The organism is Pannonibacter sp. I15F10I1, assembly GCF_900185665.1.
In the GTDB taxonomy this organism is placed as follows: domain Bacteria; phylum Pseudomonadota; class Alphaproteobacteria; order Rhizobiales; family Stappiaceae; genus Pannonibacter; species Pannonibacter indicus.
Genome location: NZ_FYAN01000016.1, coordinates 21,243 through 35,750, shown reverse-complemented (window position 1 = coordinate 35,750; position 14,508 = coordinate 21,243). Strand labels below are relative to the sequence as shown.

Genomic DNA, 14,508 nt, shown 5'->3' with positions numbered 1-14,508 from the left:
GAAAGGAAAGACGGATGGCGGGATTTTCAGCTGAATGGCTGGCATTGCGCTTCCCCCTGGATGAGGCGGCGCGCAACGCCGCTGTGGAAGGGGTGTTTCTTGACGCCCTGCCTGAGGGGCGGCTGCCGCATCTGACGGATCTGGCCAGCGGCACTGGCGCAACCGTGGCCGCGCTTGCGCCCAGGCTGGGCGAGGGGCAGCGCTGGCTGCTGACCGATCATGATCCGGCCCTGCTGGCACAGGCCAGGGCACGGCTTTCGGGGCTGGCGGGAGTTGCCATCGAGTGCCGGGAAACCGATCTTTCTGCAGGTTTTGGAGGCCTTGATCTGACTGCAACGGATGGGGTGACGACCTCGGCCTTTCTGGATCTGGTCACGGCCGGATTTGCCGATGCTCTTGCCGCTGCGGTCAGCGCTGCGGGCAAGCCTTTTCTCGCCAGTCTCACCTATGATGGCCGGGCCGTGTGTTTCCCGCCCCATCCGCTGGATGAAACCGTGCGTCTTGCGATGAATGCGCATCAGCAGACGGACAAGGGCTTTGGCCCGGCGCTGGGCCCGGATGCTGCGCCTTATGCTGCGCGTGCTTTCGAGAGAGCTGGTTACCGGGTGGTACAGGGCACATCCGACTGGCAGGCCGGGCCGGAGCATGGTGCCTTTCAGGAAGCGCTTGTGCGCGGCTGGGCGGATGCCGCCGGCGAGATGGGCGTCGATGCTGCGGGCATTGCGGGCTGGCTTGCCTTCCGGCTGGCGGAGATTGCCGCCGGCCGCTCAACCCTTCAGGTTGGTCATCTCGACATCGCTGCCTTGCCTCAGGAATAAACCGGGCAGGACCGCAGGTCGCAGTCGAGCAGCACCTCGTCACCGGCCTGATGCGGCGTCATGCGCGGGCGCAGGGCCTCCTGCAGGGTCTGGATCGGCGAAAGCTCCAGCCCCATCTTCCCCGCGCCGATGATCATCGGTGCGATGAGCAGGTGCAGCCGGTCGAGAGTGCGGGCCGCGATGAAGCGGGAAATCGTCTGGCTGCCGCCTTCGACGAGGATACGGCGCAAACCCGCCTTTGCCAGTGCCCGCACGATGGCCGAGGGGCAGAGCCCGCCACAGGCAAGGCGCTCCAGCCGCAGCACCTCCACCCCTTCGGGCCAGTCTCCTTGCGTGTCTGCCGCCGTGATGACGAGACGGCGCACGCCGTCATCCTCGAACAGGCGCAGGCCGCACGGCACGCGGCCACTTGGATCAATGATGGCCCGGGCCGGGTTCGGCCCTTCCACAAGGCGCACATTCAGCTGCGGATCATCGGCAATGGCCGTTCCGGCGCCAACCACCACCACATCGCAGACCGCGCGCAGCCGGTGCAGATGCGACAGGCAGCCGGAGCCGTTGATATACTTGGAATGACCGCTGACCGTGGCGATACGCCCGTCGAGGGACTGGCCAAGCTGGCCCACCACGCGGGTTTCATCCGGTCTCAGGTGGACCAGCGGACCGAAGAGGCTGTCCCACCGTTGCGGCAGGGGCTTTCCGGGCGCGCGGGCGGCGGCCAGCACGGCTCGCCAATCCTCGTCATCGGCAAAGGCGGTCAGGCGGAGAGCAGGATCACGCTGAGGCCGAAGCGTCGCCGCTTGCGTCGCCGTCTGCGTCGTTTGGCCTGCCGTCAGGGCCGCTGGCATCCGTGTTGACCTCACCTTGCGCCTCTCCACCCTCTGGTTTCAGGGCCAGTGCTGCTGCGGCATTCTGCCCTGAAATACTCAAGCGCCGCTCTGGCACACGCTGTCCCGAAGTTCGCCCCCGAACCAGTTTTAGCAGAGGTAAATAGGGTTTACCTTGCCTTTGTCGACACTACGCATGGCGGAGGCGTTCCGATGCAAGGCTCACGTAATCGTGACAGGCCTTGCCTTCGGCGTCCCGCATGCGATCCTGTGTGACGCAAAGGCAGCAGGGAGAGGCTGTGATGAGCAGGGATACGTTCCGGTATGGTGGCGGTGCCCGCCTGTTTCACTGGGTAACGGCGGGGCTTGTGCTCGCCATGGTGCCCGCCGGGTTTGTCATGATCCGTGTCGGCCCCGGAAGTCTGCAGAACAGCCTGTTCGACTTTCACCGCTCGGTCGGCGTCGTGCTGATGGTGCTGACGCTGGCGCGCCTCTTCTGGCGGCTGCGCCATCCGCCGCAGCCTTTGCCTGATGCCATGCCTGTCTGGCAGCGCCGGGCGGCGGGCATCGTCCATGGCTTGCTCTATGGCTTTCTGCTGCTCAATCCGCTGGTCGGATGGGTGGCGACCTCGGCCTTTGGCGCGGCGATAGAGGTTTTCGGCCTCTTCACCCTGCCGCCGCTGACGGGGCAGGACCGGGAACTGGCGGCCAGTCTCTTCCGCCTGCATATGGCGCTGGGGCTGGCCTTCACCGCGCTCATCTTCCTGCATATCGGAGCGGCGCTGCATCATCATTTCGTGCTGCGGGATGATACGCTGCGCCGGATGCTGGGATGAGGCAAGGCTGCTGTTCTGCTCGAAGGCCTCATGCGGGTATGCTGCTTTGGCGGTTTCCTAAGGGAAAAGACCTAAGCACGCAGAGTAAGTTTATCGCAGGTTAATGAAAACGGACGAATTGCAGTCTTGATTTAACTGTATTGTATCTTTGCGCGTGCCATGATCCCTGCGATTGCCTATCCTCACCGCCAAGTTCCATCACTGGCCCGGTGCGAGAGGGTAGGGCTGGCGTTGTTTGGGGTTGATAATTCATGACTGCTACGATCCGTGACCTGATTTCCCGGCATGGCGGATTGCCTGTGCCCGTCGATACGCTGCGCGATGAGGATGACCTCTACGAAGCGGGCCTGTCGTCCTTTGCTTCCGTGCAACTGATGCTGGGGCTGGAAGATGCCTTCGATGTAGAGTTTCCCGAGACGCTGCTGAACCGCAAGACCTTTGCCTCGATCGCGGCGATTTCTGCGGCCGTTGCCTCGCTGACAGCCGGACAGGTGGCGTGATGAACGAGTTGCGGCCGGTTCGTGCCCTGGCCCTGGCGGAGCGTGCAAAGCGTGCTGCGGCCGTGGCTGGCGCCCATGCGGATGATGTGGATGCCTCCGGCCGCTTCCCGCAGGAGGCGCTGGATGCCATGCGGGCCGAGCTTCTGCTTGGCTTGCAGATCCCCGTGGCCCTCGGCGGCGAAGGCGCCTCCACGGCGGAGCTGGCGGAAGTCTGCTCCGTTCTCGGTCAGGCCTGCGCAGCGGCGGGCATGATTTTCGCCATGCACCAGATCAAGGTGTCGAGCCTTGTGGCGCACGGGCAGGGCGATGCGTGGCACGAAGGCTTCATGCGCCGGATCGCGGCCGAACAGCTTCTGCTCGCCTCCGCCACCACCGAAGGCGGCATTGGCGGCAACCTGCGCAACTCCATCTGCGCCGTCGAGGTGGCGGACGGGATCTGCCGGCTTGAGAAGGATGCGACGGTCATTTCCTATGCGGAGGCAGCGGATGCCATCCTCGTCACCTCGCGGGCAAAGGCCGACAGCGCACCGTCCGATCAGGTGATGACCGTGTTTCTGAAGGGCCAGTACAGCCTCGACAAGACCCATCACTGGGACACGCTGGGCATGCGCGGAACCCGCTCCGACGGGTTTCTGTTCAAGGGCGAGGCACCGGCCTGCCAGATTCTGCCCAAGCCCTTTGCCGAGATCGCGGCCCAGTCCATGCTGGTCTATTCGCACATTCTGTGGAGCGGCGTGTGGTTCGGCATTGCCGCCGATGCCTTTGCGCGGGCACAGGCCTTCGTGAAGGCCGCAGCGCGCAAGAGCCCCGGCACCGTGCCGCCCGGTGCGCTGCGCCTGGCTGAAGCATCCAACCTGCTGCAGCTGGTGAAGTCCAACATTCTGGCGGCGCTGCAGCAGTATGAGGCGGCGCGGGAAGACGAGACGCGGCTGTCCTCCATCAGCTTTGCCGTCTCCATGAACAATGTGAAGATCGCCTCCTCGCAGACGATCCTCGACATCATCAATCACTGCCTGCTGGTCTGCGGCATCATGGGCTACAAGAACGGCACGCCCTACAGCCTTGGCCGCCATCTGCGCGATGCGCATTCGGCGCAGCTGATGATTTCCAACGACCGCATTCTCGGCAATACCTCCACGCTTCTGCTGATGAACCGGCAGGACACCAGCCTGCTCGGCTGAGACATTCCAGACACAGACCTCTGGGGGACACATGGACATGCAGGCTTCCCTTCTCGACCGGCTGTTTGCTGCCGGTCATCTCATCGACACGGGCGTTGATGGCCTCTATGGCCGGGGCGGGGTGTTCGAGGATGTGATCCAGCGCTTCGATGCGCTTGTGTCGGCCTTCGGGGCGGACCAGCATGCCGAGGTCATCCGCTTTCCGCCGGGCATGAACCGCGCCCATTTCGAGGGCTCGGGCTATATGAAGAGCTTCCCGCAGCTGGCTGGAACCGTACACAGTTTCTGCGGCTGCGAGCTGGACCATGTGAACCTGCTGCAATGCATGGCCGAGGGCGGTGACTGGACCAAGGGGCAGGAGGCAACGGATATCGTGCTGACGCCGGCCGCCTGCTATCCGCTCTATCCCACCGTGGCGCGGCGCGGGCAGCTGCCGGAGCGCGGCGGCATCTTCGATCTTCAGTCCTACTGCTTCCGTCATGAGCCGTCGAAGGATCCGGCACGCATGCAGCTGTTCCGCATGCGCGAATATGTGCGCATGGGCACGCCGGACGAAGTAATGGCCTTCCGCCAGTCGTGGATGGAGCGCGGGCAGGAGCTGATTGCCAGCGTCGGCCTGCCGGTCGCCATCGATGTGGCCAATGACCCGTTCTTCGGCCGCGCCGGGCGCATGCTCTCCAACAACCAGCGCGACCAGAACCTGAAGTTCGAGCTGCTGGTGCCGGTGACCTCCACCGAAAAGCCGACCGCATGCCTGTCCTTCAACTACCATCAGGACCATTTCGGCAAGACCTGGGGCCTGACCACGGCGGACGGCGAAGTGGCACATACGGCCTGCGTCGGCTTCGGCCTGGAGCGCGTGGCGCTGGCGCTGTTTGCTCACCATGGCCTCGACACCGGCAGCTGGCCGGCCGGGGTGCGCAAGGTGCTGTGGGGCTGAGATGGCCGTGACGGACAAGGTGTTTCCGGCGCTCTCGCCCGAGACCTATCAGCGCCATGCCTTGCATGACCTGTCGCGCGACTGGCCGGAAACCAACTGCTATCTCGACATATGGATCGAGGTTCTGGCCGCGCTCGGCCTGCCGCCGGAGGCAGCGCTAGGCTTTGCCATCACGCAGGATTTCGAGGGCGATCAGTTCACCTTCTTCAAGGTGCCGCTGGAGGATCTGGAAACGCTCTTCGGCCTGCGGGTGACGGAGCTTGCCATCTACGACCGGGTGGAGCTGCATGTGGCAGAGCAGATCCGCCGCGGGCGGCTGTGCCTTGTCGAGCTGGACAGCTTCTTCCTGCCGGACACGCAGGGCACCGCGTACCGCAAGGAGCATGGCAAGACGACGGTGGCCATCAACCGGCTCGACCTTGAAGCCCGGCAGATGGACTATTTCCACAATCTTGGCCTGCACCGGCTGGAGGGGGAAGATTTCGACGGCATCTTCCACCGCAATGCCGCGCCGGACGCCTTGCCGCTGCTGCCCTATACCGAGTTCGTCAAGTTCCCGGCTGCATTGCCGCAGGGGCCGGAGATTGCGCAGCGCGCTGCTAAGATCCTCGCCCGCCATGTTGCCGCAAGGCCCGCTGCCAACCCGGTGCGCAGCTTTGCCGCTGTCTTTGCCGGGCAGGTGGAGGCGATTGCGGAACGGCCCTTCGGCTTCTTCCACCTCTATGCCTTCAACACCCTGCGTCAGCTGGGCGCGAATTTCGAGCTGTTCGCTGCTCATCTCGATTGGCTTTCCGCCAACCACGCGCAGCTTGGCGGCCTGGCGCCGCTTGCCGCTCATGCCCGCACCATTTCGGCCTGTGCCAAGTCGGTGCAGTTCCAGCTCGCCCGCGCCGTGATGCGCAAATCCTTCGACCGGCTGACACCGGCGCTGATGCCGGCTGCCGATGCCTGGGATGAGCTGGCGGCGGGGCTGGTGGCGGTTTGTGATACATCTGTTTGAGGGTACGCGCTGCCGTTCTGTTCTTGGTGTGCCATGGCATGTAAACACCTTGTTTGAAGCCGGTCGTGGGCTAGGACAAGGCGGCACCAAGTCATTCAGGCACTGCCTTTCAGCCCCCCTCCCCCTCGTGGGGAGGGGTAAGGGGTGGGGGGCTCTAAGCTCGCAATCACCTGATGAACCGTTGTTTTATTGAGTGGTGGGGAAGCGGTATGGCGGTTCGGAATCATGCAATTTCTTGCCGCCAGGAGAGGCCGTATCCCCCCACCCCTACCCCCTCCCCACGAGGGGGAGGGGAGCGGAGAGGCTGTGCCAAGGAAACGGTCCTTGAGGCCACCCATGGAGGCCAGGGCGCATGAAGTTGGCTGGGCGGAAACCGATCACCGCAGACTGGCGCATGGTGGTGCTGCCGGTTGGCACTGCTGCAAGGCCCGAAGAGCTTGCCGGGCTGGAGAGCATTCCCGCGCCCGTGCCCGGAACGGCGGCGGAAGCGCTTGCGCGGGCGGGGCGGTTTGATCCGGCAGTCCCCATGCCGCTGCAGGACCGGGATGTCTGCTACAGCGCTGAGGTCACCGCCCAACCCGGCCGTCACCGGCTCATCTTCGAGGGGCTGGCGACGCTCTGTGAGATCTGGTGGAACGGCACCTGCGTGCTGGAGACGGACAATATGTTCCGAAGCTACGCCGTTGAGGTGGAGGCTGAGGCCCGGAATACGCTTGTTCTCGTCTTCCGGGCTCTGACCGGGCTGCTGGCCCGCAAGCTGCCGCGCGCCCGCTGGAAGACCATGCTGATTGATGAGCCTGCGCTGCGCGGCATCCGCACCACGCTGCTCGGCCATATGCCCGGCTGGTGCCCGGAGATCGAGGCCGTGGGACCGTGGAAGCCGGTGTGGATCGAAAGGGCGGATGCAGATGCGCCGGTTCTGCAGAGCATGGCGGCACATCTGGATGAAGACGGCACTGGGCATCTCGTTGTGCACATGTGCGCAGCTGGACGGATGACGGGCGCCGTGATCCACTGTGCCGGTCACTCTGCGGAGCTGAAGCAGACCGGCCCCGGCACATTCACGGCTCATCTCCATCTGCCCGGCGTGGCCCCCTGGTGGCCCGTAACCCATGGCACCCCGGCTCTGCATGATGTGGTGCTGGAGCAGGGCGGCATTGAGACCCGGCTTGGCCGCACCGGCTTCCGCCGCATCGGGGTGGACCGGGGAGCGGATGGCAAGGGCTTCGGCCTGATCCTCAATGGCCTGCCGGTTTTTGCCCGTGGCGCGGTCTGGACCAGTGCGGATCTCTTGGCGCTGCGCGATGACCGCGAGGTCTGCCGCCCGCATCTGGAGGCGGCGGTGGCGGCCGGGTTCAACATGATCCGCGTGCCGGGCCTGGGCGTTTATGCCAGCGATGATCTGCTCGATCTGTGCGATGAACTGGGGCTGATGCTCTGGCAGGATTTTCAGTTCGCCAATTTCGATTATCCGATGGCGGACGAGGCCTTTGCCGCCTCCGTCGAGGTGGAGGCGCGGCAGGCGCTGGCCCGTCTCAGCCCGCATCCCTGCCTCACCGTGCTGTGCGGCGGCAGCGAAATGCAGCAGCAGGCGGCGATGATGGGTCTGCCTGCAGAGCGGCGCGCCTGTTCGCTTTCGGGAGAGTTGCTGCCGCGCCTTGCGGCGGAAGAGGCGCCCGGTATCCCTTATGTGCCCAACTCCCCTTCTGGCGGCAGCCTGCCGTTCTATCCGGGGGAAGGCATCGGCCATTACTACGGCACCGGGGCCTACCGCCGCCCGCTGGAAGATGTCCGCCGCGCCAATGTGCGCTTTGCCGGAGAGTGCCTTGCCTTCGCCAATCTGCCGGATGACGCGGGCCTTGCAGGCCGCAAACCGTCAGATGCGGACTGGAAGGCGCTGGCTCCCAAAGACCGGGGTGCAGACTGGGATTTCGCGGATGTGCGGGATCATTATCTCAGGGAGCTTTACCGGGTGGACCCGCAGGCGCTCGCGGCGGAAGACCTGGCGCGCTATCTTATACTGTCGCGTGCTGTCAGTGGTGCCGTGATGGCGGAGACCTTTGCCGAGTGGCGGCGGGTTGGCTCTTCCTGCCGGGGCGCGCTGGTGCTGGCTCTGAGCGATCTTGCCCCCGGCTGCGGCTGGGGTCTGATCGCGGCGGGCGGAGAGCCCAAGCCGGCGTTGCAGGCCCTGGCGCATGTGCTGCGCCCGCTTCAGGTGCTGGCCCTGGACGAGGGCACCAACGGCCTTGATGTTCATCTTCTCAATGAGACGGCAGAGCCGCGCCGGGTGAAGCTCTCCTTGCAGGCTCTGCGGGACGGCCATGTGCCGGTGCTGAGTGCTGCCCGCGAGATGGAGCTTGCCGCCCGTTCGGGGCAGATCATCCCTGCCGTTGATCTCATCGGCAGCTTCTTCGACATCACCTATGCCTACCGTTTCGGCCCGCTGGCGCATTCCGTCACGGTGCTGCGCCTCACGGATGCGGAGACGGGCGAATGCCTCAGCGAGGCGTTCCATTTCCCCGCTGGCCGCAATCTGCCACCGCAGGATCTGGGGCTGACGGTGGCGGCAGAGAGATGCGAGGACGGCAACTGGGCGCTGGAGGTGACGGCGAGCCGCCTTGCCGAAAGCCTGCATGTGGAGGATCCCAGCTTCATCGCGGAAGACAACTGGTTCCACCTTGCGCCCGGAGCACCGCGCCGTGTGCGCCTCAGGCGGCGAGACTCTGCTCCGGCTGATGCGGCACCGCGCGGTCTGGTCTCGGCGGTCAATGCGCTGGCAGGTGCGGGCTACGAGGGCTGAGCCGCCTTCAGCAGGTGAGCGAGCCACACAGCGCGTGCCTCAGGCGGTGTCAGATTGTGATCCGCCTTTTCGAGGAAGCTAACGGACACACCCGGCAGGCTGGCTGCCTTGGCGCCATCGGGTCCAAGTGCCTGTTCCAGATAGGGCAGGCCGGGGTCGTTGGGGCTGTAGATCAGGTCTATGGTCTGTCCGCGTCCGGAGACAAGCGCCAGATCTCTGGCGATCTGCCGTTGCAGGCGGGATGAGGGCGTCAGGCCCATGGCCCAGGGCGCCGTTTTCTCTTCGGCCTTTTGCAGTGCCCGTCCGGCCATGTATTTCAGCAGCCGCAGCACCGGCACGCCACCGGAGAACAGTTTGCGCAGCTTGTCCGGGTCCAGCAGCTTGCCCGCATAGCCGGCGGCATCGTCATGGCCGAAATGCAGCAGGTCGGCGATATCCTCGCGCCGGTCCCACAGCAGCCGTTGCAGATTGACGCAGACAGCCGCCTTGATCCGTGTGTCTGCCACAGCCCCGCGAAGGGCGAGATAGGCGCCGCTGCAGGCACCCGTTGCGATGACTTGGGAGTAGCCGTGTGCACTCAGCCAGTCCAGCGCATCCGTCACATCCTGCATCTGGGGCGCGCTGTAGTGGACAGGATACAGCCCCTCGGGTGCGGCCACGCTGTCGCCAATGCCGGAAGCATCGACCCGCAGCGAGGCGATACCTTGCGCGGCCAGAGCCCGCGCCATGTCCCGCATGCCATGCGCCCAGCCGGTGCGCGGCGTGCCGCCTGCGGAAAAGGCCAGAACCACGGGGCCGGCTGTTTCCGGTTGGCTCACAGGCTTGCACCAGGTTCCGGCCATCTGGCCGTACCGGCCCAGCATGACGGTTTCCTCGGTGAAGCTGGCGGCGGACAGGATCGCCGGACTTGCCGGGGCAGCAGCGCGGGCGGGGGCCTCGGGCGGCAAGGCCTGCTCCAGCCACAGGGCCAGTCCGGCGAGATCATCCAGCGGCGCCTGCGACAGGGTCGGGTCCGTGACCATGGCGTCATAGCTGGTAAAGTCGAACCGCGTTGCCTTGGCATGCGTGGTGGCAAGATTCGAGGCAAAGTCCTCTTCGGCCGTCCGTCCGGGACGGGGCATGACGAGGACAGGCAGGCTGGCCGGAATGTCCTGCGCAGTCATCCGGCGTGAGCGGATGGCGCCCGCCAGCCCCTCAGGCATGGCGATCCCGGCCACATGAAAGGCGATGCCCGGCAACGGCGGCGTGGAAACACCCGTGCGCTCCGCGATCATGGCCGCATTCAGCTGGTTCTCCCGCAGCCAGCTGCGGCCCGAAACGGGCGGGGCCATGAGGATCAGCGCGGCGGCACTCTGCGGCTGACGGGCCATCCGGTCCAGCGCCAGAAGCGCGCCAAGGCCGAGCCCTGCGAAGATGAAACGGTTGCAGGCGCGGGCGGCGCTCAAGGCTTCGGCCGCCTCATCAAGGGCGGTTGCGGCCTGTTCCAGCCCGTCGATCTCTTCCGGATTGCGCAAGGAAGCGCCCATGCCGGGCAGGTCGAACCGCAGCACCGGATAGCCGGCCGCGGCCAGCCGCTCGGCCAGAAGCCGCATGCTGCGCCGGGCGCAGAGGCCGGTGTAGCCCCAGTCCTCGATCAGGATCACGCCCGTTTCTGCGGGAGGTCCCATCATCAGGGCGGGTTCATGCGTCAGGGCAACCGGGGTCTGTGCCGTCACAGTATCAGCGTGCGGGGGCATCGGCGGAACCGGTCCCTTTCTGGTGCCCGTCCGGGCCGCGCAGCTGCCATGCATCAGCCGGAGCCAGCGAAGCGCAGGCCGGGATCTTCCCGGTCACGGGATCAAGGATATAGCGCTGCACCACCCGCATCTGCGGCCGCTCGATGCCATTGTCATCGGGCTGGATGGAGAGCGGATAATCGCCCCACCAGTCACCGGCGGCCCAATAGGTCCAGCCGATCCAGGTGTCCGGGTTGTCATTGACGAAACCGGCCATGCGGCCGATGGCGTCGAGACAGTCCGGGCTGGCGGTGCCGCCGAATTCGCCCAGCAGCGCCCGGTTGCCGGTGGCCTTCAGCCAGTCCGTCACCCGGCTGAGGGATTCAATCGCCGTATCCGTTGCCGGGCAGGTGCGGTTGGTGCCGGAAAAATCGTGGTCGGGATACTGGTGGATGTCGAAGGCGAAATTGTTCAGAGGATCAATGACGCCGGTCATCACCTCAGCATTGCTGCCGCCGTTTTGCTCCGCGAACCAGTGATAGGCGCTGGTCCAGATGGTACCGGGCACCAGGATCATGTTGTCCGCGCCATTTTCCCGGATCGCCGCGATGGCCGCATTGACGGAGGGCAGCCAGAAGGCCGCATCCATGTAATCCGGCTCGTTCTGCAGCTCGAACATGACTTGAGGATCGCCCGCGTGAAAGGCGGACATGCGGCGCCAGAAATCCACGAAGGCGGCGGTTGGCACCTCCGGCGAGCCGATCTGCTTGCCGGCAAAGCGGGCGTTGGTGTGCGGGTCGAGAATGACGGTGAAGCCCATCTGCCGCGCCATGGCAACGCTGGCCAGAAGCGGCGTCAGTTCCCGGTCATCCAGCGGGCCGTAGAGTTCGGGCTGCAGCCGCTCCCACTTGAAGGGAAAGCGGACGATGTTCATGCCCTTGCCGGCCAGATAGGTGAGGGTCTTCTGCGTCGGATAGAAATGGGTGGTGCCGAGCTTTCCAACCGTGTCGCCAAACTCTGCCCCGGCCACATTGGCGCCGCGCAGGCAGGTGAGGGTCTGGGCTGATGCGGCGGAAACAGCAGGCAGCCACAAGAGGGTGGCCAGCAGGCTGGTGATGAGCCTTGCGGGCGCAGGCCCGGCCGCTGCGCGCCCTGCCATCACTGTCCGTCCCTGGGGCCGGAGGTGGAGCCTGCCACGCTGCCCTGCCGCCAGTCGCGCAGCACGGTGATGATGGTGCTGGCCATGTTGTCCACCCCCATATGCTTCAGCGACCAGTTACGGCAGAGATAGAGCACGGCAACGGCGTGCAGCGTGCCGATGGCCGCGATTCCGGCCATGCCATAAACCGGAGCGGCCAGCGCCAGCGCGCCGATATAGAAAGCAAAGGCGACAGACCGCATGGCCAGGAAATAGCGCTCGCCGCCGCCGATCATCATCAGGTTGGTGCCGGGACCGAAGAATGAGTGCAGCACCGGCAGCAGGCAGAGAATCGCCAGAACATTGAAATGTTCGGCAAAGCTCGGCTCGAACAAGCCAAGCGCAAACTTGCCGATCAGCATCATGAACACATAGGCGAGCAGCGTTCCGGCAAAGCTGGCGGCGGAGAGGATCGAGGTCAGACGTTGCGCGCCAGCTGTGTTCCGCTCCTGCAGCTTTGCAGAAACCATGGGCACGCCGACGGTGTCGATGATGGTGACGGGCAGCATCAGCAGCGCGGCAAGGCGGAAGGCGACGAAATAGAAAGCGGCGGCCTCAAGGCTCAGGAAGATGCCGATGAGGATGGTTTCCAGATAGAGCGAAGCCGAGACGAAGAAGCTGTTGGCGGTGAAGAACAGGCTTTCATGCGTCCATTCCCGCTTCTGGCTGCTGCCGCCCGCCATATGCGTCTGGCGCAGGAAGCCCCGGCCCTCCAGCGCCAGCATGCGCAGCACCTGATAGCCAACCACCAGCACCAGAAGCACCGTGGTGATCTCCATCGCTCTGGCCCCTGAATCCATGAAGCCGGTCCAGGTGAAGAACGGGAAGCAGAGAAGTGTGAGGATGCGCCAGATGTTCTCGCGCGGCGTCAGGGCCAGTCCGACATTGCCTTTCACCCGGAAATAATACTGCATGTACTCGCTGACGGAAAAAACCGCAGCGAACACGAAGGCCACATGCAGGGCCTGATAATGCAGCTCAAGACCCTGCCGGAACGGATAGATAAGGGCCGTGGCGGCCGCCAGAAAAAGGGCGCCACCGGCAAGCCAGACCGCATTCATCCGCAACAGGGCCGCGTTGCCGGGCGCATCTTCCGGATTGCCGGTGTTGCGGTAATGCTTGAGCAGCAGCACGTTCTGGCCGAGCACCAGCACAAGGCCCAGCGAAGAGCCGACCGAGAAGAGGAAGTTGTAGAGACCATATTCCTCGATGGTCAGCATGCGGCTGGCCATCAGCAGCACGGAAAAGCTGAGCACGGGTGAGGCCAGCCGGCTGACCAGCGACCAGAGAAATTCCTTCACATTGACCCGCAACAGCAATTGGCGAAGCGCATTCATTCGGCGTCGGCCTCTTTCAGCACCGGAAGCGCCGCCATTTTGCGTCTGCGGACATGGTCCAGGAAGCCGCTGAACTGCGGTCCGATCACCTCAGGCAGATAGGTCCGGGCGGAGGCCAGCGCGCCGGCACTCAGCGCGGCATAGCGGTCTGCACAAGCAGCAGTTTTCAGGATTGCCTCCTTGAGGGCGGCTGCGTCGGCCGGCGGAACATGGAACCCATTGATCCCATCTACGATGTTTTCGGCCACGCCGCCTATATTGGTCGAAATGACAGGAATGGCATGGGCGAAGGCTTCGATCGATGACCGGCCGAATGCCTCGCGCCCGATGGACGGATAGGCCAGAACGTCGATGCCTGCAAGGAACTCGTCAGCCTTCACCCAACCGTGAAAGACCGTATTGTGCTGAGGAAAGCGGGCGCGGACCTCTTCGGCGTAATTGTCCCGCGAGGCGCCTTCTCCGGCGATGTGGAACTCGATGCTGCGGTCATCCGCCAGCAGGCGGGCGGCACCGGCGAGATGGGCAAGTCCCTTGAAGTGGCTGTGCAGCCCCAGAAAGCCGACCCTGAGCGGCCGGCCCTTGGGAAAGGAGCGCGGCGCGGAGGTCTGAAGTCCGGGCAGCACGGCGGGGATGCGGCGCATTTCCGCGTTGGGGAAATAACCCTCCAGCCGGTGCCGGTTCAGCACATCCTCCGATTCTCCCACCACCCCGTCGACAAAGCGGGTGAAGCCGCGCTTGCCCGCAGAGGTCAGCTTGCAGCTGGTACACTGGCGTGCGCAATTTTCCGACCGCTTCTGCATCACCGAATTCCAGCAGATGAGGAAGGAATTGAAGGCCGTATGCACCACCGGCAGGCCGGCCATCTTCGCCGCGGCCCAGCTTGCCACATTGATGTTTTCGATGCTGACGGTCAGAAACAGATCCGGCTGCGTGCGCGCAATCTGCCGGCGCATGGCAGCAAAGGCGAAGGGATTGCCGTTCTCCAGAGCATGCCAGACCGGCTTCTTCCAGCCTGCCTTGCGCTTCATGTAGTCCCAATAGACATTCGGGCTGGCGATCCGGTGCACCCGGATGCCGGACACCTCTTCCTCCGCATCCGTATCGCCCACATTGACGACGGTCAGGTCCGCTCCCTGCGACTGCAGCATCTTCGCCAGCATGAAGGAGGACGTCTGGGCTCCTCCGGGCAGGTTGGGGGGGAAGGCGGCACAGGCCATCAGGATGCGCATAGTCTGGGCTCGTCGTCGTTTCGGTTGGTCCTCGATAGCAGAGGAGTCTTGAGGAAACGTAAGGTCAGCCGCAGAGCAGACACGAACAGGCCGCGCGTATTGGCCAAATCTGACCTTGCGGTAAATA

At 64.7% G+C, this 14,508-nt stretch carries 12 protein-coding genes; 7 read left to right on the top strand and 5 right to left on the bottom strand.

The genetic code is table 11. The annotated features are described in order from the left end of the window. Positions 1-14 precede the first annotated feature (14 nt). Positions 15-818 (top strand): class I SAM-dependent methyltransferase, encoded by an 804-nt coding sequence (locus IF10I1_RS11415; RefSeq protein ID WP_186392875.1) that lies wholly within the window; start codon positions 15-17, stop codon positions 816-818. Here the strand turns inward: IF10I1_RS11415 and IF10I1_RS11410 are convergent. Further along, complete coding sequence (locus IF10I1_RS11410; protein WP_208977352.1) at positions 809-1,666, bottom strand: RibD family protein; 858 nt, start codon at positions 1,664-1,666, stop codon at positions 809-811. The genes IF10I1_RS11415 and IF10I1_RS11410 overlap by 10 nt on opposite strands. Before the next feature lie 281 nt (positions 1,667-1,947). Between IF10I1_RS11410 and IF10I1_RS11405 the strand changes: the two genes are divergently transcribed. The 6 genes from IF10I1_RS11405 to IF10I1_RS11380 all read left to right on the top strand — a co-directional run bounded on the left by IF10I1_RS11405 (position 1,948) and on the right by IF10I1_RS11380 (position 8,902). Beyond that, the gene (locus IF10I1_RS11405; protein ID WP_050474356.1) at positions 1,948-2,481 is read left to right on the top strand and encodes a cytochrome b; all 534 of its coding nucleotides are present in this window, start codon (positions 1,948-1,950) and stop codon (positions 2,479-2,481) included. 251 nt (positions 2,482-2,732) lie between these two features. Next, complete coding sequence (locus IF10I1_RS11400) at positions 2,733-2,981, top strand: acyl carrier protein (protein ID WP_050474357.1); 249 nt, start codon at positions 2,733-2,735, stop codon at positions 2,979-2,981. Continuing rightward, positions 2,981-4,162, top strand: coding sequence for an acyl-CoA dehydrogenase family protein (locus IF10I1_RS11395; RefSeq protein ID WP_186392874.1), 1,182 nt, complete (start codon positions 2,981-2,983; stop codon positions 4,160-4,162). Before IF10I1_RS11400 ends, IF10I1_RS11395 begins: the two co-directional genes overlap by 1 nt. Positions 4,163-4,193: 31 nt before the next feature. Then, positions 4,194-5,102 (top strand): amino acid--[acyl-carrier-protein] ligase, encoded by a 909-nt coding sequence (locus IF10I1_RS11390; RefSeq protein WP_050474359.1) that lies wholly within the window; start codon positions 4,194-4,196, stop codon positions 5,100-5,102. 1 nt (position 5,103) lies between these two features. Further along, the gene (locus IF10I1_RS11385; protein ID WP_186415306.1) at positions 5,104-6,102 is read left to right on the top strand and encodes a DUF1839 family protein; all 999 of its coding nucleotides are present in this window, start codon (positions 5,104-5,106) and stop codon (positions 6,100-6,102) included. A 352-nt stretch (positions 6,103-6,454) separates the two neighbouring features. Then, positions 6,455-8,902, top strand: coding sequence for a glycoside hydrolase family 2 protein (locus IF10I1_RS11380; RefSeq protein WP_186392871.1), 2,448 nt, complete (start codon positions 6,455-6,457; stop codon positions 8,900-8,902). On the opposite strand, the gene IF10I1_RS11375 is transcribed toward IF10I1_RS11380, so the two are convergent. Genes IF10I1_RS11375 through IF10I1_RS11360 form a run of 4 tightly spaced genes read right to left on the bottom strand, consistent with a single transcriptional unit; the run spans position 8,890 to position 14,381 of the window. Next, on the bottom strand, positions 8,890-10,572 hold the full coding sequence (locus tag IF10I1_RS11375; protein ID WP_186392870.1) for an alpha/beta fold hydrolase: 1,683 nt from the start codon (positions 10,570-10,572) through the stop codon (positions 8,890-8,892). The two genes, IF10I1_RS11380 and IF10I1_RS11375, sit on opposite strands and share 13 nt — an antisense overlap. A gap of 49 nt (positions 10,573-10,621) precedes the next feature. After that, on the bottom strand, positions 10,622-11,776 hold the full coding sequence (locus IF10I1_RS11370; protein ID WP_186392869.1) for a glycoside hydrolase family 5 protein: 1,155 nt from the start codon (positions 11,774-11,776) through the stop codon (positions 10,622-10,624). Beyond that, a complete protein-coding gene (locus IF10I1_RS11365) occupies positions 11,776-13,152 on the bottom strand; it encodes a lipopolysaccharide biosynthesis protein (RefSeq protein WP_186392868.1) in 1,377 nt (458 codons plus the stop codon). The genes IF10I1_RS11370 and IF10I1_RS11365 overlap by 1 nt, the downstream gene beginning before the upstream one ends. Continuing rightward, positions 13,149-14,381 (bottom strand): glycosyltransferase, encoded by a 1,233-nt coding sequence (locus IF10I1_RS11360; RefSeq protein WP_186392867.1) that lies wholly within the window; start codon positions 14,379-14,381, stop codon positions 13,149-13,151. Before IF10I1_RS11360 ends, IF10I1_RS11365 begins: the two co-directional genes overlap by 4 nt. Positions 14,382-14,508 lie beyond the last annotated feature (127 nt).